The 19,429-nt window shown below is 54.9% G+C and carries 13 protein-coding genes; 2 read left to right on the top strand and 11 right to left on the bottom strand.

What is annotated here, in order from left to right; all coding sequences use genetic code 11:
- Nucleotides 1-15: 15 nt before the first annotated feature.
- The 3 genes from cydA to mngA all read right to left on the bottom strand — a co-directional run bounded on the left by cydA (nucleotide 16) and on the right by mngA (nucleotide 6,840).
- A complete protein-coding gene (gene cydA, locus ACOTZD_RS10275; protein ID WP_003858601.1) occupies nucleotides 16-1,584 on the bottom strand; it encodes a cytochrome ubiquinol oxidase subunit I in 1,569 nt (522 codons plus the stop codon).
- 679 nt (nucleotides 1,585-2,263) lie between these two features.
- Entirely contained in the window at nucleotides 2,264-4,900 is a 2,637-nt protein-coding gene (gene mngB / locus ACOTZD_RS10270) for a mannosylglycerate hydrolase (RefSeq protein WP_174402005.1), read from the bottom strand.
- A gap of 23 nt (nucleotides 4,901-4,923) precedes the next feature.
- The gene (gene mngA, locus ACOTZD_RS10265; protein ID WP_059294773.1) at nucleotides 4,924-6,840 is read right to left on the bottom strand and encodes a PTS 2-O-a-mannosyl-D-glycerate transporter subunit IIABC; all 1,917 of its coding nucleotides are present in this window, start codon (nucleotides 6,838-6,840) and stop codon (nucleotides 4,924-4,926) included.
- Between the two features lie 171 nt (nucleotides 6,841-7,011).
- On the opposite strand from mngA, the gene ACOTZD_RS10260 reads away from it, so the two are divergent.
- A complete protein-coding gene (locus ACOTZD_RS10260; protein ID WP_032665443.1) occupies nucleotides 7,012-7,728 on the top strand; it encodes a GntR family transcriptional regulator in 717 nt (238 codons plus the stop codon).
- A gap of 86 nt (nucleotides 7,729-7,814) precedes the next feature.
- Here the strand turns inward: ACOTZD_RS10260 and sucD are convergent, their stop codons facing one another.
- The 8 genes from sucD to sdhC form a co-directional block, all read right to left on the bottom strand.
- The gene (sucD, locus tag ACOTZD_RS10255; RefSeq protein ID WP_003858609.1) at nucleotides 7,815-8,684 is read right to left on the bottom strand and encodes a succinate--CoA ligase subunit alpha; all 870 of its coding nucleotides are present in this window, start codon (nucleotides 8,682-8,684) and stop codon (nucleotides 7,815-7,817) included.
- On the bottom strand, nucleotides 8,684-9,850 hold the full coding sequence (sucC, locus tag ACOTZD_RS10250; RefSeq protein WP_003858611.1) for an ADP-forming succinate--CoA ligase subunit beta: 1,167 nt from the start codon (nucleotides 9,848-9,850) through the stop codon (nucleotides 8,684-8,686). The genes sucD and sucC overlap by 1 nt, the downstream gene beginning before the upstream one ends.
- An 85-nt stretch (nucleotides 9,851-9,935) precedes the next feature.
- Nucleotides 9,936-11,162 carry a 2-oxoglutarate dehydrogenase complex dihydrolipoyllysine-residue succinyltransferase gene (gene odhB, locus ACOTZD_RS10245; protein ID WP_421636272.1) on the bottom strand — a complete coding sequence of 409 codons (1,227 nt, stop codon included), beginning with the start codon at nucleotides 11,160-11,162 and terminating at the stop codon, nucleotides 9,936-9,938.
- Between the two features lie 14 nt (nucleotides 11,163-11,176).
- Nucleotides 11,177-13,984, bottom strand: coding sequence for a 2-oxoglutarate dehydrogenase E1 component (gene sucA, locus ACOTZD_RS10240; protein WP_003858615.1), 2,808 nt, complete (start codon nucleotides 13,982-13,984; stop codon nucleotides 11,177-11,179).
- Between the two features lie 223 nt (nucleotides 13,985-14,207).
- On the bottom strand, nucleotides 14,208-14,924 hold the full coding sequence (gene sdhB, locus ACOTZD_RS10235; protein ID WP_003858617.1) for a succinate dehydrogenase iron-sulfur subunit SdhB: 717 nt from the start codon (nucleotides 14,922-14,924) through the stop codon (nucleotides 14,208-14,210).
- 15 nt (nucleotides 14,925-14,939) lie between these two features.
- The gene (gene sdhA / locus ACOTZD_RS10230) at nucleotides 14,940-16,706 is read right to left on the bottom strand and encodes a succinate dehydrogenase flavoprotein subunit (protein WP_003858619.1); all 1,767 of its coding nucleotides are present in this window, start codon (nucleotides 16,704-16,706) and stop codon (nucleotides 14,940-14,942) included.
- Nucleotides 16,706-17,053 carry a succinate dehydrogenase membrane anchor subunit gene (gene sdhD / locus ACOTZD_RS10225; RefSeq protein WP_003858621.1) on the bottom strand — a complete coding sequence of 116 codons (348 nt, stop codon included), beginning with the start codon at nucleotides 17,051-17,053 and terminating at the stop codon, nucleotides 16,706-16,708. Before sdhD ends, sdhA begins: the two co-directional genes overlap by 1 nt.
- Nucleotides 17,047-17,451, bottom strand: coding sequence for a succinate dehydrogenase cytochrome b556 subunit (gene sdhC, locus ACOTZD_RS10220; RefSeq protein ID WP_026080740.1), 405 nt, complete (start codon nucleotides 17,449-17,451; stop codon nucleotides 17,047-17,049). The genes sdhD and sdhC overlap by 7 nt, the downstream gene beginning before the upstream one ends.
- A 639-nt stretch (nucleotides 17,452-18,090) precedes the next feature.
- Here sdhC and ACOTZD_RS10215 point away from each other — a divergent pair.
- Nucleotides 18,091-19,374, top strand: a complete 1,284-nt coding sequence (locus tag ACOTZD_RS10215; protein WP_003858624.1) for a citrate synthase — start codon at nucleotides 18,091-18,093, stop codon at nucleotides 19,372-19,374.
- The last annotated feature ends 55 nt before the right edge of the window (nucleotides 19,375-19,429 follow it).

Genomic DNA, 19,429 nt, shown 5'->3' with positions numbered 1-19,429 from the left:
TTGATGACTCCTGTCTTAGCGTGCCGGCTGAGTAGTCGCAACAGACTGCTCGTAGTGATAGCGACCGGTTTTCAGGCTGCTTGGGCCAAGGCGCGCGAACTTGAACATCAGGAACAGTTCAGCCACCAGGAACAGGGTGTACAGACCGCAAATGAGCAGCATGGAGAAGATCAGGTCGCCTGCGGTCAGGGAGGAGTTCGCTACCGCTGTTGGCAGCACCTCACCGATCGCCCACGGCTGACGGCCATATTCCGCAACAAACCAGCCGGACTCGATAGCAATCCATGGCAGTGGGATACCGTAAAGCGCGGTGCGCAGCAGCCATTTTTTCTCACCGATACGGTTACGAATGACTGACCAGAACGAGGCCGCGATGATCAGCAGCATGATAATGCCGCAACCCACCATGATGCGGAACGCGAAGTACAGCGGCGCAACGCGTGGAATAGAGTCTTTGGTTGCCATCTGAATCTGCGCTTCCGTCGCGTCAGAGACGTTCGGGGTATAGCGTTTCAGCAGCAGACCGTAACCGAGGTCTTTCTTCACGTCGTTAAATTGATCGCGAACGGCCTGGTCGGTAGAGCCGGCGCGCAGCTGTTCCAGCAGCGAGTAAGCTTTCATCCCGTTACGGATACGCTCTTCATGCTGCACCATCAGATCTTTCAGGCCAGTCACCTGTTTGTCGACGGAGCGCGTGGCGATAATACCCAGAGCGTAAGGAATTTGAATGGCGAAGCGGTTTTCCTGCGCTTCCTGGTCAGGCACGCCGAACAGGGTAAACGCTGCCGGTGCCGGCTGGGTTTCCCATTCAGCTTCAATTGCGGCGAGTTTGGTTTTCTGCACGTCGCCCATTTCGTAACCGGATTCATCACCCAGAACAATAACGGACAGAATCGCGGCCATACCGAAGCTTGCTGCAATAGCAAAAGAACGCTTGGCGAACGCGAAGTCACGGCCGCGCAGCATATAGTAGGAGCTGATGCCCAGCACGAACATCGCGCCGCACACATAGCCAGACGCCACGGTGTGAACGAATTTAACCTGGGCAACCGGGTTCAGGACCAGCTCAGCGAAGCTGACCATCTCCATACGCATGGTTTCGAAGTTGAAATCAGATGCGATTGGGTTTTGCATCCAGCCGTTCGCCACCAGGATCCACAGTGCGGACAAGTTGGAGCCTAATGCCACCAGCCAGGTTACCGCCATATGCTGGACTTTACCCAGACGGTCCCAACCGAAGAAGAACAGACCTACAAAGGTGGATTCGAGGAAGAAGGCCATCAGACCTTCAATGGCCAGCGGCGCACCGAAAATATCCCCCACATAGTGGGAATAGTAAGACCAGTTTGTCCCGAACTGGAACTCCATGGTCAGACCGGTTGCCACGCCCAGCGCAAAGTTGATACCAAACAACTTGCCCCAGAACTTGGTCATATCTTTATAAATCTGTTTGCCGGAGAGGACGTAAACCGTTTCCATGATGGCCAGCAGGAACGCCATACCGAGCGTCAGCGGCACAAACAGGAAGTGGTACATCGCGGTCAAGGCAAACTGTAAGCGCGACAGTTCGACTACGTCTAACATTATGACTCCTTGCTCATCGCATGAAGACTCCGAGAGTGAACCCCGTTAGATAAGGATCCACACGCATGCCCCAATACAAAGTTATCTGCTTCCCTTCTTCGTTGCTTATTCTCTACAAGAGGAAAAAGCAATGATGAAAGGTTACAAATACGTTAAGAAAAAACCAAATTGATCCCGTAAATATAATACGCTGCAAAACCCTTACAATAAACAGGTTTTTATTCGAACAGATTTACGTTTTTCGACGGCGATCAATTTATAGCAAAATTACCACTTTTCGGCCATTTTGATAGGGAACAATTTAACGCCTTTTGGAGCCTTTTTCCAAGGATTAAACATTGATTTAAATCAAAAACGGCCAGAGCTGTTAATGATGTTTCTTTGTGGTGCGGATAGTAAAAACCTTGTTAATGATATGTACATTTAAAGGCGTTGATGGTTATAAAAGCCAGAAGATAATATAAACAGTTGTGATTTTTATTAACGCGCGTGAAAAAACGCATTTTGCCGGAAGATAAACATATAATGTTATCTGCTTCACAGTATTTTTCTTTCGCTTTGCTACCTGCCGAAACGATTACATTTTATTCACTTTTAATAATCTTAAAATTAACACCCTTTCGTGACTATTTGATGAAATAAAGGCCGCAGGAATGCGGCCTTTATTTTATTTTGAGGATTACCTTTCAATTTTCATGCTGAAGGTACGTGACTGGCCTGGCCGGAAAGACCCCATAATGGCTGAGCCCTCTTCCCCTTGCGCCTTGTACACCTCATTCATGTCCGTTTCGCAGCAGGCCTGGACCTCACGGTTCACAGACAAAGCCACGTCACAGGAGCGGGTCTCCGAAGGGTTGTACAGACGAAGAATCATCTCGTCACGATCCTCCGCTTTTTTCAGCACACTGAGTACGCATCCGTTAGGGGGCAGTGTTAGCAGGCTATAGCTACAGGGGGTGGTGAAAGAGGCGCGGTTAAGCTTCATCGCATCCCACGGAATTTTGTTATAACAGTGCACTGGCGTTAACCACGACTTCGCCTGCTGCGCAACGCCAGCACTGACGGGCAAACCATTAAAACTGAACAGGCTAAAGCGACAGGTTAACTGGCCCCGCATCTGCGAATCAGGCACCGGCATTTTGATCCCGGACGGTCTGCCGGGGCGCAGCAGTAAATCTTCCTTCCCAAGCACCCCCACGCCGCGAAGCAACGTCAGGGCAAACGTTTTTTGACGCTCGCCAGTCACTTCAAATTCGCGTAACCCTTCGGTAAACAGCGCCATCCCGTTACGCCGTTCCTGGAGCACCGCGTAGTTAAGCAGATTCCACACCGGCAGCGGCGCTTCCTTCCAGCCCTCCTCCTGCCAGTTCGCCATCGCTTCATCCTGTACAGGTCGCGTCAGCGAACCGAACTGGGTATCGGCTAACACCGTGTCTGTGGTAAATGGCGTCGGGATCAGCACCCGCACACGGTGGTCATCCGCGTGATTTCCGAGACGCGCCTCAACGTCGATACGTCGGCTGTTATGGCTGAGCGTGACCGTGAGCTCTGCCTCAAGCGTTCCCGTCTGCTGACGCGCAGAACGTTCAGCGAGATCCGCCGGCACCGCCATGCGATGGCGGATCACCGCCCTGCTCTGCCAGGCCTCGTGGATCACCTCAACCTCATGTTCGCCTTGCACGGAAGTGAGTCTCCACTCTTCCCGTGAAGGCGAGTAGTCGTACTCATCGCCATCGTCCGAGCTCTCTTCTATTTCCAGCGCGCGGTCATAGATAAGCCCGGACGCTTTATCGAGCAGACGCAGGGTGCCGTCGTCGTTTAACGTTATTTCCCAGAAAGCATTTTCCAGTAATGCCTCCGACGTTGTTTCTGGCGCCAGCAGCTTGCCAGCCACGTGCGGCTCGATATAGAGCGTGCGGTAACCCATTGATGGCAGGATCTGGTTGAGCTGGATATCAAACTCCATAAAGGGATCGTAGTTGCCGTAATGCACAATCTGCCGGTCTATTAAGCCGGGGTCGATTTCACGCGCGCTGCGCAGGCAGTAAGGGATTTCATTCCCCCTATCGTCCAGCAGGCGGAACTGGCTGGCGCGCAGACGTATCGTAGTGTTAATCACTTCCTCACGCGGCCAGGGCGTGAGGTTAAACATCACCAGTTTGTCTTCCTCGCACTGCGGCATGTTGTCGACAATCTTGCGCATATAGAAGCATGTCAGGTTATCGGCCATGTCTTCCGCCAGCTCGAAGCGTGACATCACCTCACGATGCACTTTGTCACTACAGCAGCAGCCGATACTGTCATGGGCGTGATTCTTGAGGATCTCTTTCCACATTTTTTCCAGCAAGCCGTGGTGATACTCAAAGCCCAGCGTCCAGGCAAGCGTGGCCAGCGGCTCAAGGACATTGACGATTTTATGCTCTATCCGGGCGTGGGCGATTTTGATGTCCATTCGCGTGGAGCCTATTGTCCGGTGCACCCGCATATATTTACCGTCAATAAACTCTCCTTTCAGCGTCGCCAGTTCATCGCGGTGCTCGTCAATGTGGTCAAACACCTCCTCGAAGCGGCTCATCACAAACTGACGCTGCGGATAGATTTCGCGCAGCTTATCCATCACCGCAAAGATGTTCTGCTGGAGCGGCATCTGATCATGGCCGTTAGGCAGCAAAATTTCTTTCGTCACGGAGGCTTTTTCCAGCACCTCGAAGTACGTGTCGAGCCGTTTGCGCAGCCCGGCCTCATCCTCCGGTAAGTACTTACCAATCGCGTAGCCCAGCGGTAGCACCTGTGCCGTCACTTCACTGCCGTCCTGACTTTGCCAGAGAAATTCGGTTTTATCGGTACCATGCCGCTCGGAACACCCGCGCCAGAACATGGTGCGCGTGATGCCAAAACCGTTGTAAATGTGTGGCAGCTGGGAAGACATGCCGAAGGAGTCCGGCAGATAGCCAATTTTCATCGGCTCGCCAAAGGCCAGACAGTCGCGAATGCCGTACATCAGATTTCGGACAATCGACTCGCCGGAGACAAGGGTGGTGTCCGTCTGGGTATACCACGGCCCGATAATCAGCTTCCCGGCCGCCACCAGCGCCTTCACGCGTGGCCTGTTTTCCGGTTTCACGGCAAAATAATCTTCCAGCACCGCCGTCTGGCCGTCGAGAACGTAGTATTTATACTCTGCGTCCTGCTCAAGACGGGTGAGGATCTCTTCCATATTATTGACCAGAAGAATACGTGACGCTTCGGTGGTGAAGTACCACTCCCGGTCCCAATGCATATGTGGCGTGATATGAACGCGAGATACAGCTTTCATCTTCGTTTCCTGTCAGTGCGTGTTTAGGATGTTATGTCTTCAGTCACGTAGGTGCCGCTCTTCACGGCCTGGCGTCGCCAGAGGAGTAAAATGAGCGTAGAGATTGCGGCGCCAATCAGCGCGGCGCCAAACCAGCCGGCAGCGGCCAGCACGCCGCCCAGCCCGGCATCATGCAGTAAGAAGAGAGAGAAAATGCCCGCGCCCGGGGTGGATAGCCCAATCCCCATCGCCCCGACAATCGCTCCGGTCGCCATTGACCCCAGAACAAATGAGCCGATGACCCGCAACGGATCCTCGATAGCCATCGGAATTGCTCCTTCGGTGATGCCCGCCAGCCCCAGCAGCCAGGTGGACTTGCCGGTTTCAATTTCGAACTGTTTGAACAGGTTCGGAGCCAGCATCGTTGATGCCGTCACGGTAAAGGCCGATACCATTTTGACGGAGGCAAAAATCGCATAAGGCCCGTATACGCCATTGGCCATCGCCCCCAGACAGAACGCGTAAGAGGCTTTGTTGACCGGACCGCCCAGATCGAACGAGCACATAAAGCCCAGGATCGCCCCCAGCAGCAGCGCGTTCGCGCCGGACAGACCGTTAAGCCAGGCGGTGAGGGCGTTATTGATCCAGGCCACCGGTTCGCCGATCACAAACAGCATCAGGCTGCCTGCGCCCAGCACGCCAATCACCGGATAAAGATAAAAGGTCAGAAAGCCGTTGTAGCGGCTACTCAGCCGGATGTGGTTTTTCACCCAGCGCATCAGGTAGCCCGCAATCAGCCCGCCGACGATGGCCCCCAGAAAGCCGGAGCCGATCATATTGGCGGCAAGACCCGCCGCAAAGCCTGGCGTTAGCGCAGGTTTATCCGCCAGCGAATAAGCGGTGTAGGCCGCCAGAACAGGCACCATCAGAATACCGAGCATCCCGCCGCCCAGTTTGCGGTACATCCACAGCCACGAATTTTCCTGATCGAACAGATGCTGCAAGCCCAGGATTTGCGCCAGCAGTACCGACACGGCCAGCACCGTGCCGCCAGCGACAATCAGCGGCACCGCAAAGGAGATACCGCTGAGCAGCGCCTGCTTGAGTTCGGTTTTAACGCACTTTTTCGCGTCCGTGTCGACGTGTGCAGGACGCACATCGGATACAGGCTGTAGCGCCAGCGCACGCTCAATGAGCGCTTCCGCATGGCGCAAGGGTTCCGCGACGGGCACGGAAATGGCGGGGATCCCCTGAAAACGCTCGCGCTCTTTAATCGCCACTTCCGCCGCGAAGATACACGCTTTTGCCTCCTGCAACTGCTGCGCGGTGATGCGCCCCTCAATACCGTTTGCCCCCTGCTTTTCGACCACCACATTGACGCCGAGCTTTCGTCCCGCTTTTTCGAGATACTCCGCTGCCATGTAGGTATGGGCGATCCCGGCCGGACAGGCGGTAACGCAGACGATCGTCGGGGCATTCTCCGCAACGGCGGTTTCTTGCGCCTCAGGCGCCGTTTCCAGCGCTGCAAGCACCGCTTCCGCGCTGGTCGCCGTCATCACGCGCGCCCTGAGATCGTCATCCGCCAGGCGAGACGTCAGTTCCGTCAGGACCTGAATATGCGTTGACCCCGCTTGTGCGGGGGGAATGGCGAGCAGAAAAATCAGCTCGACCTCCTCCGGTCCGTCTACGCCTTCCCAGGCCAGCGGCTCGCACAGTGTGGCCACGGCAAAAGCCGCTTCCTTTACCGCCGCTGATTTACCATGAGGTACGGCCAGCCCCTCGCCCAGCGCCGTCGGGCCAAGCGATTCGCGATGGAAAACCTCTGCCAGAAACGTATCGGCGTCGGCTATTTTGCCCAACGCTACCAGCCGCGTCGCAAGCTGACGGATTGCCTCATCACGGCTGGTAAACTGCGCCTGCACGCAGACAGCACGGGGGTCGGTCAGAGTCGTCAGGTTCATAAAGATCCTCACCTATCCAAAGTTATTGTCTGGGGAGGATTGTGGCAGAGCGAATAATACATTTATGTGATCATTTTCACTAACACCGAAATTTGTATCTTATTTGTATTATTTACAAATCCGACGCTGAAGGCATAATTCCCTGAAAAGGTATTAAATAGGCGTGACCCAATGGGCAATAAACCGATGTACCGGCAGATCGCCGATGCGTTCCGCGAGAAAATTAATGCCGGTGAGTTAAAACCTGGCGACGCGCTGCCGACAGAATCCAGCCTTCAGGAGGCGTTTAGCGTCAGCCGTGTCACCGTGCGGCAGGCGTTGAAGCTGCTCGCCGACGAGCAGATCATCGAAAGCATTCAGGGCAGCGGCTCGTATGTAAAAGAGGAGCGGGTGAATTACGATATTTATCAGCTTACCGGCTTTTACGAAAAACTGGCGGATCGCAACGTCGATACGCACAGCGACGTCAGCGTCTTCGAAGTGGTGAAAGCCGATGAGCGGCTCGCGGCAAAACTGGCGCTCAATCCAAATGATAAGGTCTGGCACGTCAAGCGCGTACGCTTCATCAGGGAAAAGCCGGTGAATCTGGAAGAGACATGGATGCCGCTGGCGATGTTCCCCGACCTCACCTGGGAAGTGATGGAACAGTCGAAATACCATTACATTGAGCAGATCAAAAAGATGGTTATCGATCGCAGCGAGCAGGAGCTGGTGCCAGTCATGCCATCGGACGAGGCGATTGCCGCCCTGGCGCTCGATCCGGCAAAACCGATTCTGGAAAAAGTCTCCCGTGGCTTTCTGAAAGACGGCCGGATATTTGAATACAGTCGCAACGTGTTTAACTCCGACGACTATAAATTCACTCTGGTGGCTAAACGCAGACAATAAAAAAAGGCCGCTTTACAGCGGCCAACCATGTCGAAACGGACATTTTTTTATACTTCAACGCGCCCCATACGGGGAGCAGAGAGGACTTACTTAATGATGGATTTCAGTGCTTCACCGATATCCGCCAGGCTGCGAACGGTTTTCACGCCTGCGGCTTCCAGTGCTGCGAATTTCTCATCAGCCGTACCTTTACCGCCTGCGATAATCGCGCCCGCGTGACCCATACGTTTGCCTTTCGGCGCGGTCACACCCGCGATGTAACCCACCACCGGCTTGGTCACATGATCTTTGATGTAAGCAGCCGCTTCTTCTTCCGCGCTACCACCGATCTCACCGATCATCACGATCGCTTCGGTCTGTGGATCTTCCTGGAACAGCTTCAGGATGTCGATGAAGTTAGAGCCCGGGATCGGGTCACCGCCGATGCCCACGCAGGTGGACTGGCCGAAACCGTAGTCGGTGGTCTGCTTAACCGCTTCATAGGTCAGGGTACCGGAACGGGACACAATGCCCACTTTGCCTGGGCGATGAATGTGGCCCGGCATGATGCCGATTTTGCATTCGCCCGGGGTGATAACGCCTGGGCAGTTCGGGCCGATCATGCGCACGCCTGCTTCGTCCAGCTTCACCTTCACGGTCAGCATATCCAGCGTCGGGATACCTTCGGTGATGGTGATGATCAGCTTAATGCCTGCGTCGATCGCTTCCAGAATGGAGTCTTTGCAGAACGGCGCCGGAACGTAGATCACGGTCGCGGTTGCGCCCGTCGCTTCTACGGCTTCACGCACGGTGTTGAACACCGGCAGGCCCAGGTGCGTGGTGCCGCCTTTACCTGGCGTTACGCCGCCTACCATCTGCGTACCGTAGGCAATTGCCTGTTCGGAGTGGAAAGTCCCCTGGCTACCGGTGAAGCCCTGGCAGATAACCTTGGTATCTTTATTAATTAAAACGGACATTATTTCCCCTCCACTGCGGCAACAACCTGCTGAGCTGCATCCGTCAGACTTTTCGCTGCAATAATATTCAGGCCGCTGTCAGCCAGTTTTTTCGCGCCGAGTTCAGCGTTGTTCCCTTCCAGACGTACAACAACCGGAACGTTAACGCCCACTTCTTCTACCGCGCCGATGATACCGTCGGCGATCAGGTCGCAACGTACGATACCGCCGAAGATGTTCACCAGAACCGCTTTCACGTTGCTGTCAGAGAGAATGATTTTGAACGCTTCGGTTACGCGCTCTTTGGTTGCGCCACCGCCCACGTCGAGGAAGTTCGCTGGCTCACCGCCGTGCAGCTTAACGATGTCCATGGTGCCCATTGCCAGGCCCGCACCGTTAACCATGCAGCCGATGTTGCCATCCAGCGCCACGTAGTTCAGTTCCCACTGTGCAGCCTGCGCTTCACGCGGATCTTCCTGAGACTGGTCACGCATTTCGCGCAGATCGGACTGGCGGAACAGCGCGTTGCCGTCAGCGCCCAGCTTGCCGTCGAGGCAGATCAGGTCGCCCTGGGTGGTGATCACCAGCGGGTTGATCTCGATCAGCGCCAGATCGCGCTCCAGGAAGATGGTCGCCAGACCCATGAAGATCTTGGTGAACTGCTGAACCAGCTTGCCTTCCAGACCCAGTTTGAACGCCAGCTCACGACCCTGGTAAGGCATTGGGCCCGCCAGCGGATCGATAGCCACTTTGTGGATCAGGTGCGGGGTCTCTTCCGCCACTTTTTCGATTTCCACACCGCCTTCGGTAGACGCCATGAACACCACGCGACGGGAGCTACGGTCTACGACTGCGCCGAGGTACAGTTCTTTCGCGATGTCGGTCGCCGCTTCAACCAGGATCTGGTTAACCGGCTGGCCGTTCGCATCTGTCTGGTAGGTTACCAGACGCTTGCCGAGCCAATGTTCAGCAAACGCACGGATCTCTTCTTTGCTCTTAACAACCTTCACACCGCCCGCTTTACCACGGCCACCAGCGTGAACCTGACATTTAACTACCCACGGGCCGGCACCGATTTTAGACGCGGCTTCTTCTGCTTCACGCGGGGTAGTACAGGCATAACCCACCGGAGCCGGTAAGCCATACCGGGCAAACAGCTGTTTGGCCTGATATTCATGTAAGTTCATGTGTTCTATCCATCCTTCAGGTAATCGTTAGGTAGTGCTTTTGTAGGCCCGGCAACCAACGCGCCGCCGGGCAAGACTGCAAAAACTAGACGTCCAGCAGCAGACGCGTTGGATCTTCCAGCAGCTCTTTAATGGCAACCAGGAAGCCTACGGACTCGCGGCCGTCGATCAGGCGGTGATCGTAAGAGAGCGCCAGGTACATCATCGGCAGGATCTCCACTTTACCGTCTACCGCCATTGGACGATCTTTAATGGCGTGCATACCCAGGATCGCGCTCTGCGGCGGGTTGATGATCGGGGTAGACATCAGCGAGCCGAACACGCCGCCGTTGGTAATGGTGAAGTTACCGCCGGTCAGGTCCTCAACGGTCAGCTTGCCGTCGCGGCCTTTCACGGCCAGCTCTTTGATTTTCTTCTCAATTTCAGCCATACCCAGGGTATCTACGTCACGCAGAACCGGGGTCACCAGGCCGCGTGGAGTAGAAACCGCCATGCTGACATCGAAGTAGTTGTGGTAAACCACGTCATCGCCATCGATAGACGCGTTCACTTCCGGGTAGCGTTTCAGCGCTTCAACTACCGCTTTCACGTAGAAGGACATGAAGCCCAGACGGATACCGTGACGTTTTTCAAACGCGTCACCGTACTGCTTGCGCAGGTCCATGATTGGTTTCATGTTGACTTCGTTGAAGGTAGTCAGCATCGCGGTGGAATTTTTCGCTTCCAGCAGACGCTCGGCCACGCGCTTACGCAGGCGGGTCATTGGCACGCGTTTTTCGCTACGTGCGCCCAGAGCGGGCTGTGCCGCTGGTGCTGCCGCAGGGGCTTTCGCTTCCGCTTTCGCCTCAGAAGGCGCTTTTGCCAGATGCTTGTCGATGTCTTCACGCGTCAGACGGCCACCCACGCCGGTGCCTTTGATGGCTGCCGGATCGAGGCTGTGCTCAGCCAGCAGGCGACGGATCGCCGGGCTGAGCGCGTCGTTGGTCTGATCGGACAGAGACGCCTGCTGGCGCTGGGCCGGGGTAGACGCTTTTTCTTCAGATTTGGCGCTGGACTCTTTGCCCGCGCTGTTACCTTCACGCAGGCGACCCAGGATCTGGCGAGAAGTGACGGTCGTACCTTCATCTTCCAGGACTGCATCCAGAATGCCATCCGCTGAAGCCGGTACTTCCAGTACCACTTTGTCAGTTTCGATTTCTACCAGCACTTCGTCACGGGTTACCGCGTCGCCTGGTTTTTTGTGCCAGGTGGCGACGGTTGCATCTGCTACGGACTCAGGCAGGTCGGGAACAAGAATATCTACGCTACTCATTATGTATCCTTTAATTAATCGACGTTCAGCGCGTCATTGACCAGATCTTGTTGCTGCTTCTGGTGAACGGACATATACCCTACCGCCGGAGAGGCGGAGGCCGGGCGACCTGCATAACGCAGGGCAGACCCAAATGGAATCACTTCACGGAAATGATGCTGGCTGCAATACCATGCGCCCTGGTTGAGCGGCTCTTCCTGGCACCAGACAAAATCATGAACGTGAGCGTACTGTTTCAGCACTTCCTGCATCGCCTGATGCGGGAACGGATAAAGCTGTTCGATACGCACGATGGCGACATCTTTCTGATCGTTCTTACGGCGCTGTTCCAGCAGGTCGTAATAAACCTTACCAGAACACATTACGACACGCTTAACGGCCTGCGGATCCAGCTCGTCAATTTCACCGATGGCCGGCAGGAAGGTGCCGTTTGCCAGCTCTTCCAGGCTGGAGACCGCCAGTGGATGACGCAGCAGGGATTTTGGCGACATGACTACCAGCGGACGGCGCATACCGCGCAGCGCCTGACGACGCAGCATGTGGTAAACCTGAGCTGGGGTCGACGGCACGCAAACCTGCATGTTCTGCTCGGCGCAGAGTTGCAGATAACGCTCCAGACGCGCGGAGGAGTGCTCCGGCCCTTGTCCTTCATAGCCGTGCGGCAGCAGCATCACCAGACCGCACATACGGCCCCACTTCTGCTCACCGGAGGAGATGAACTGGTCGATAACCACCTGCGCACCGTTGGCGAAGTCACCGAACTGCGCTTCCCAGATTGTCAGGGTGCGGGGTTCTGCGGTGGCATAGCCGTATTCGAAGGCCAGAACCGCTTCTTCTGACAGCACGGAGTCCCAGACCTTGAACTGGCCCTGACCGTTATGCACGTGCTGAAGCGGAGTATACGTTGAACCGTTAGACTGGTTATGCACAACCGCGTGACGGTGGAAGAAGGTGCCACGACCCGCATCTTCACCGGACAGACGAACCGGAATACCTTCGTCAACCAGCGTCGCATAGGCCAGCGTTTCCGCCCCGCCCCAGTCGAACAGCTTCTCACCCGCCGCCATGGCCTGGCGATCGCCATAGATCTTGGCCACGCGGGACTGCATCTCGATCGCTTCCGGCACGGTGCTGATGCGTTTAGCCAGCTCCTGCAAACGCTTCATCTCAACCTTGTTCGGGTAGCTCTCGTCCCACTCGTGGTTGAGGTACGGCGACCAGGTAAAGGAGTGCATGTTCATTGGACGCAGCTCTTTGACCACGCATTCACCCGCGTCCAGCGCGTCGCGATAAAGATTGACCATTTCGGTCGCATCTTCAAGCGTCGCCACTTTTTCGCTTTCCAGCTTGTCAGCATAGATTTTACGCGGCGTCGGATGTTTTTTGATTTTCTGGTACATCAGCGGCTGGGTTGCACTTGGCTCATCCGCTTCGTTGTGGCCGTGACGGCGGTAGCAGAAGAGGTCAATGAACACGTCGCGCTTGAAGGTGTTACGGAAGTCCAGCGCCAGACGGGTAACGAAAGCAACGGCTTCAGGGTCATCCGCGTTAACGTGGAAAATTGGCGCCTGAACCATTTTACCGATGTCGGTGCAGTACGGGGTGGAACGCGCATCCAGCGGGTTAGAGGTGGTGAAGCCCACCTGGTTGTTGATTACGATGCGAACGGTACCGCCCACTTCATAACCACGCGCTTTCGACATGTTCAGGGTTTCCTGAACCACGCCCTGCCCTGTGACCGCCGCATCACCGTGAATGGTGATTGGCAGCACTTTATTGCTGCTCGGCTCGTCCAGACGATCCAGACGCGCACGCACGGAACCGATAACCACCGGGCTAACGATTTCCAGGTGCGACGGGTTAAATGCCAGCGCCAGGTGAACCTGACCGCCCTCGGTTTCGATATCAGACGAGAAGCCCATGTGGTACTTCACGTCACCGGTGCCGAGGTGCTCTTTATGTTTACCCGCAAATTCGTCGAACAGATCCTGCGGCTTTTTACCCAGCACGTTAACCAGCACGTTAAGGCGTCCACGGTGCGCCATGCCCAGCACCACTTCGCGCGTACCGCTCTTACCGGCATGACGAATCAGCTCTTTCAGCATCGGGACTAACGCATCGCCGCCCTCCAGTGAGAAGCGTTTTGCGCCAGGGAATTTCGCGCCCAGATAGCGCTCAAGGCCTTCCGCTGCGGTCAGTTCGCTGAGGAAACGTTTTTTCTCTTCTGCTGAGAAATTCGCGTGGCCTGCCACGGATTCGATACGCTGCTGGATCCAGCGTTTCTCTTCGGTGGAGGTAATGTGCATATATTCCGCGCCGATGGAGCCGCAGTAGGTTTGCTTGAGCGCGTCAATCAGATCGCCCAGCTTCATCGTGTCTTTGCCGATGGCAAAAGAACCTACGTTAAAGCTTTCCTGGAAATCGGCCTCGGTCAGATCGTGATAAGCCGGATCGAGATCCGCTACACGTTCCTGCTGCCACAGTCCCAGCGGATCGAGATTCGCATGCTGGTGACCACGGAAGCGATAAGCGTTGATAAGTTGCAGGACTTTTACCTGCTTCGCATTGGTGTCAGGGTCGGAAATCGCAGAAGAGTAACGTGAGGCATCCTTCGCCAGACGACGGAAATAATCACGTGTTTTTGAATGGAATTGATCCGGTTTGACCCCTGTACCAGGCAACTGCTGGAACATGGAACGCCAGTTTGCGTCCACTGAGTCAGGATCGGTTAAGAAGTCTTCATAGAGCTGTTCTATCCAGCTCTGGTTTGAACCAGAGAGGTAAGAAGAGTCCAGCCAGGCTTTCATTGCGCCGTTCTGCATCGTGATCCCTTAAGCATTTTTATGCTTACTTTCGCCGTAGAAACTACCACGCACACCACGTGTACGTGCCGGGGTTCACCTGCGAGCTCTTTTCATTTGGCCCGCGAAGGAACCTTTAGAAACTGTCTAAACTTCAGGGCAGTTTTTAAAGGTTTCTGCAATCTGTCCCCTCTCCCTTTGGGAGAGGGTTAGGGTGAGGGGAACAGCGCTCCCCTCTCACTACTTACGCACTGCGCTGCAACAACATCGACTTAATATGGCCGATGGCGCGCGTTGGGTTCAGCCCCTTAGGACACACACTGACGCAGTTCATGATGCTATGGCAGCGGAATACGCTGAAAGCGTCACTTAGCCCTTCCAGACGATTCTCGGTTTCGGTATCGCGGCTGTCGATCAGGAAGCGATAGGCAGCCAGCAGACCCGCAGGGCCGATAAATTTATCCGGATTCCACCAGAACGACGGGCATGACGTTGAACAGCATGCACAGAGAATACACTCGTACAACCCATCGAGTTTTTCACGCTGCTCAGGAGACTGTAAGTGCTCGCGAGCGGGTGGATTTTGCCCATTATTCAATAAGTAAGGCTTAATCTTCTCATATTGTGCATAGAATTGCCCCATGTCCACCACCAAATCACGCACGACCGGCAGGCCAGGCAGAGGACGGATAACAATTTTCTGGCCAGGGCGGTTTAGCGCAGAAATTGGCGTGATGCAGGCCAGGCCATTTTTGCCGTTCATGTTCACACCGTCAGAACCACACACCCCTTCACGGCAGGAGCGGCGGAACGACAGCGTAGGATCTTTCTCTTTCAGCTGGATTAAGGCATCCAGCAGCATCATGTCGCGACCTTCTTCCGCTTCGAGGGTGTAATCCTGCATACGCGGAGCATCGTCTACATCCGGGTTATAACGATAAACTGAGAATTCGAGTTTCATTATCCTGTCTCCGCATTAGTAAGTACGAATCTTCGGCGGGAACGCCGGACGCAGTTTCGGTTCCATATTAACGCTACGACGCGTCATGGTTTCCGACTCTGGCAGATACAGGGAATGGCACAGCCAGTTTTCGTCATCACGATCCGGGAAGTCGAAGCGGCTATGGGCGCCACGGCTTTCGGTACGGAAGTTTGCCGACATCGCAGTGGCGAACGCGGTTTCCATCAGGTTATCCAGCTCAAGGCACTCAACGCGCTGGGTGTTGAACTCGCTGGAGGTATCGTCCAGACGGGCATTCTTCAGACGCTCGCGAATCGCTTTCAGCTGCTCAAGCCCTTTGGCCATCGCGTCACCTTCACGGAATACCGAGAAGTTGTGCTGCATACACTCTTGCAGCGCTTTACGAATTTCCACCGGATCTTCGCCGTTACGGTTGCCGTTCCAGCGGTTGAGGCGCTCAAGAGAGGCATCGATTTCGTCGTCGGTCGCATCACGCAGCGCGCCCTGCTCGGCAATAGATTCCTGGAGATGCAGCCCCACCGCACGACCAAATACCACCAGGTCCAGCAGGGAGTTGCCGCCCAGACGGTTTGCGCCGTGCACGGATACGCAGGCGATTTCGCCTACCGCGAACAGGCCTGGGATGACCACGTCTTCGCCCTGCTCGTTCACGGTCAGCGCCTGACCGGTCACTTTGGTCGGAATACCGCCCATCATGTAGTGACAGGTTGGGATAACCGGAATTGGCTCTTTCACCGGGTCGACGTGCGCGAAGGTGCGGGACAGCTCCAGAATGCCCGGCAGACGGGATTCCAGCACTTCTTTACCCAGATGGTCGAGTTTCAGCTTCGCGTGTGGACCCCAAGGGCCGTCACAGCCGCGGCCTTCACGAATTTCGATCATGATGGAACGCGCCACCACGTCACGGCCCGCCAGGTCTTTCGCGTTTGGCGCATAACGCTCCATGAAGCGCTCGCCATGTTTGTTCAGCAGGTAGCCACCTTCACCACGGCAGCCTTCTGTCACCAGTACGCCCGCCCCGGCGATACCGGTTGGGTGGAACTGCCACATCTCCATGTCCTGGACCGGCACGCCCGCGCGGATAGCCATACCGACACCATCACCGGTGTTGATGTGGGCGTTGGTGGTGGACTGGTAAATACGGCCTGCACCGCCGGTCGCCAGCACCGTAGCGCGGGCTTTGAAGTAGACCACTTCACCAGTTTCGATGCACAGGGCGGTACAACCCACCACGGCGCCATCGGCGTTTTTCACCAGATCCAGCGCATACCACTCGGAGAAGATGGTGGTGTGGTTTTTCAGGTTCTGCTGATATAACGTGTGCAGCAGCGCGTGGCCGGTACGGTCAGCCGCCGCTGCGGTACGTGCCGCCTGCTCGCCGCCGAAGTTTTTCGACTGGCCGCCAAACGGACGCTGATAGATGGTGCCATTTTCCAGACGGGAGAACGGCAGACCCATGTGGTCCAGCTCCAGAATCGCTTCCGGGCCGGTTTTACACATATATTCGATGGCATCCTGGTCACCGATGTAATCGGAACCTTTTACCGTATCGTACATGTGCCATTCCCAGTTATCTTCATGGGAATTACCCAGCGCAACGGTGATACCGCCCTGCGCAGACACTGTGTGGGAACGGGTCGGGAATACTTTAGAGAGCAGCGCACAGGTCTGGCCGCTCTGGGAAATTTGCAGTGCGGCGCGCATACCTGCGCCACCCGCACCAATCACAACAGCATCAAATTCTCTGACTGGCAGTTTCATTACACACCCCACACCACAACAAATCCATAAATGACGTAAACCAGCAGAGCAACAACAATAATCAGTTGCAGCGGAAGGCGAATCGCCAGCGGTTTAACGTAATCGGTCAACACCTGCCACATGCCAATCCAGGCATGAATAAGGATGGAGAACAGGGCCAGCAGGGTGAACACTTTGGTGAAGGCCGATCCGAAGAAACCACTCCAGATTTCCCACGTCAGCGTCCCGCTGGTCGCGAAGAAACCGATCATATAGATGATGTAAAGGGTGAGAACGATGGCGGTAGCACGGACCAGGATGAAGTCATGTACGCCGTTGCGTCCTAATGCGGAGGCGTTGCTTACCATACGAGAACTCCTGCGAGAAGTGAAAGCACGACAGTGATCACAAATGAAATGTTAGCGGTACGTTTACCGGCCTCGAACGTCTCTTCCAGGTAGCCAAAGTCCATCAGCATATGGCGAACGCCACCAACCACGTGATAGGCCAGCGCGGTCAGAATGCCCCACATGATAAATTTCACGAAGAAGCTGTTCATGATGGCTGAGGCCTGGAGGAATCCTTCAGGGGATGAGAGGCTGGTTCCCAGTAACCACAGCAAGATACCGACCGCCACAAACGTAATCACACCAGAAACACGGTGCAGAATGGACGCTATTGCTGTTACAGGGAATCGGATCGTTTTGAGATCCAGATTGACAGGTCTTTGTTTTTTCACATTTCTTATCATGAATAACGCCCACATGCTGTTCTTATTGTTTCCTTCCTCCGGACTGCGATGCGGGTCAGACAGCGTTCCTTTTCTATAACTGCGCGTCATGCAAAACATTGCTTCCAAATGCTAAAACGACACGTTACAACGCTGGGTGGCTCGGGATTGCAGGGTGTTCCGGAGACCTGGCGGCAGTATAGGCCGTTCACAAAATCATTACAATTAACCTACATACAGTTTGTTGGGTTTTCTCTGGAACAGTGATCGGGGTCACGATAACAACATCTTTTTAAATTTTAATCATCTGATTTGACAAATGTTAAACAATATTGTTACAAACGTCATCAGAAAAGGCATATAATGCGCAAAAGTTATGAGGTCTCTCTTTCACCTGACAAATAGTTATGTAACAGTGTGATGGTATTGACCGAAGTTATCAGGACAGTTATTAGTGATATACAGGTTTGAATAATTCGGACTGCAAAAACGCTGATTTGCTGTTGTTTCACTGATATTTCATTCGTTTACCTGCAAGGCGCCATAGCTCTGTACCCTGGTTTCTCCTCGTGAGCTGAGCGGTAAGCCAAATAACAATCTGGTAACGATGATTAACAGCTGAAAGCAAATCCGGTAAAGCGCAGTCTTAAGCATAAGGCGCTAAGGAGACCGTAAATGGCTGATACAAAGGCAAAACTCACCCTAAATGGTGATGATGCTATTGAACTGGATGTGCTAAAAGGCACGCTCGGTCAGGATGTTATTGATATCCGTACGCTGGGTTCCAAAGGGGTATTCACCTTTGACCCTGGATTCACCTCCACCGCATCTTGCGAATCCAAAATCACCTACATTGACGGTGACGAAGGTATCCTGCTCCATCGCGGCTTCCCCATCGATCAGTTAGCCACCGAATCCAACTATCTGGAAGTGTGCTACATCCTGCTGAACGGCGAAAAACCGACGCAGGCTCAATACGATGAATTTAAAACCACCGTGACCCGTCACACCATGATCCATGAGCAGATTACCCGTCTGTTCCATGCGTTCCGTCGTGACTCTCATCCGATGGCGGTTATGTGCGGTATTACCGGTGCGCTGGCGGCGTTCTACCACGATTCTCTGGACGTGAATAACCCACGTCACCGTGATATCGCGGCGTTCCGTCTGCTCTCCAAAATGCCTACCATGGCGGCGATGTGTTACAAATACTCTATCGGTCAGCCGTTTGTGTATCCACGCAACGACCTCTCCTACGCGGGTAACTTCCTGCGCATGATGTTCTCCACGCCATGCGAAGAGTATGAAGTGAACCCGGTGCTGGAGCGCGCGATGGACCGTATTCTGATCCTGCACGCTGACCACGAACAGAACGCCTCGACCTCTACCGTCCGTACCGCAGGCTCTTCCGGCGCGAACCCGTTCGCCTGTATCGCTGCGGGTATCGCCTCCCTGTGGGGACCGGCGCACGGCGGCGCGAACGAAGCAGCGCTGAAGATGCTGGAAGAGATCAGCTCCGTTGAGCATATTCCTGAGTTCGTGCGCCGCGCGAAAGACAAGAATGACTCCTTCCGTCTGATGGGCTTCGGTCATCGTGTTTACAAAAACTACGACCCTCGCGCGACCGTCATGCGTGAGACCTGCCACGAAGTGCTGAAAGAGCTGGGCACCAAAGATGATCTGCTGGAAGTGGCGATGGAGCTGGAACACATCGCGCTGAACGACCCGTACTTCATCGAGAAGAAACTCTACCCGAACGTCGATTTCTACTCTGGCATTATTCTGAAAGCGATGGGCATTCCGTCTTCCATGTTCACCGTGATCTTCGCCATGGCGCGTACCGTGGGCTGGATTGCGCACTGGAACGAAATGCACAGCGAAGGCATGAAAATCGCCCGTCCTCGTCAGCTGTATACCGGCTACGAGCAGCGTGATTTTAAGTCTGACCTGAAGCGCTAAAAGTTAAGCCCGGTGGCGCTACCGCTTACCGGGCCTACAAATGCGAAACATAGGC

It is taken from the genome of Enterobacter cloacae complex sp. SHL022, assembly GCF_049237785.1.
Lineage (GTDB): Bacteria > Pseudomonadota > Gammaproteobacteria > Enterobacterales > Enterobacteriaceae > Enterobacter > Enterobacter hormaechei_C.
The sequence above is the reverse complement of the archived record's forward strand: the minus strand, read 5'-3'. Positions and strand labels throughout refer to the sequence as shown.

Bases quoted from the DNA above. Each gene is read 5' to 3' on its own strand.
- ACOTZD_RS10215 (WP_003858624.1), top strand. From the start codon at position 18,091: ATGGCTGATACAAAGGCAAAACTCACCCTAAATGGTGATGATGCTATT.
- sdhD (WP_003858621.1), bottom strand. From the start codon at position 17,053: ATGGTAAGCAACGCCTCCGCATTAGGACGCAACGGCGTACATGACTTC.
- mngB (WP_174402005.1), bottom strand. From the start codon at position 4,900: ATGAAAGCTGTATCTCGCGTTCATATCACGCCACATATGCATTGGGAC.
- sdhC (WP_026080740.1), bottom strand. From the start codon at position 17,451: ATGTGGGCGTTATTCATGATAAGAAATGTGAAAAAACAAAGACCTGTC.
- odhB (WP_421636272.1), bottom strand. From the start codon at position 11,162: ATGAGTAGCGTAGATATTCTTGTTCCCGACCTGCCTGAGTCCGTAGCA.
- ACOTZD_RS10260 (WP_032665443.1), top strand. From the start codon at position 7,012: ATGGGCAATAAACCGATGTACCGGCAGATCGCCGATGCGTTCCGCGAG.
- cydA (WP_003858601.1), bottom strand. From the start codon at position 1,584: ATGTTAGACGTAGTCGAACTGTCGCGCTTACAGTTTGCCTTGACCGCG.
- sdhB (WP_003858617.1), bottom strand. From the start codon at position 14,924: ATGAAACTCGAATTCTCAGTTTATCGTTATAACCCGGATGTAGACGAT.
- sdhA (WP_003858619.1), bottom strand. From the start codon at position 16,706: ATGAAACTGCCAGTCAGAGAATTTGATGCTGTTGTGATTGGTGCGGGT.
- sucA (WP_003858615.1), bottom strand. From the start codon at position 13,984: ATGCAGAACGGCGCAATGAAAGCCTGGCTGGACTCTTCTTACCTCTCT.
- sucC (WP_003858611.1), bottom strand. From the start codon at position 9,850: ATGAACTTACATGAATATCAGGCCAAACAGCTGTTTGCCCGGTATGGC.
- mngA (WP_059294773.1), bottom strand. From the start codon at position 6,840: ATGAACCTGACGACTCTGACCGACCCCCGTGCTGTCTGCGTGCAGGCG.
- sucD (WP_003858609.1), bottom strand. From the start codon at position 8,684: ATGTCCGTTTTAATTAATAAAGATACCAAGGTTATCTGCCAGGGCTTC.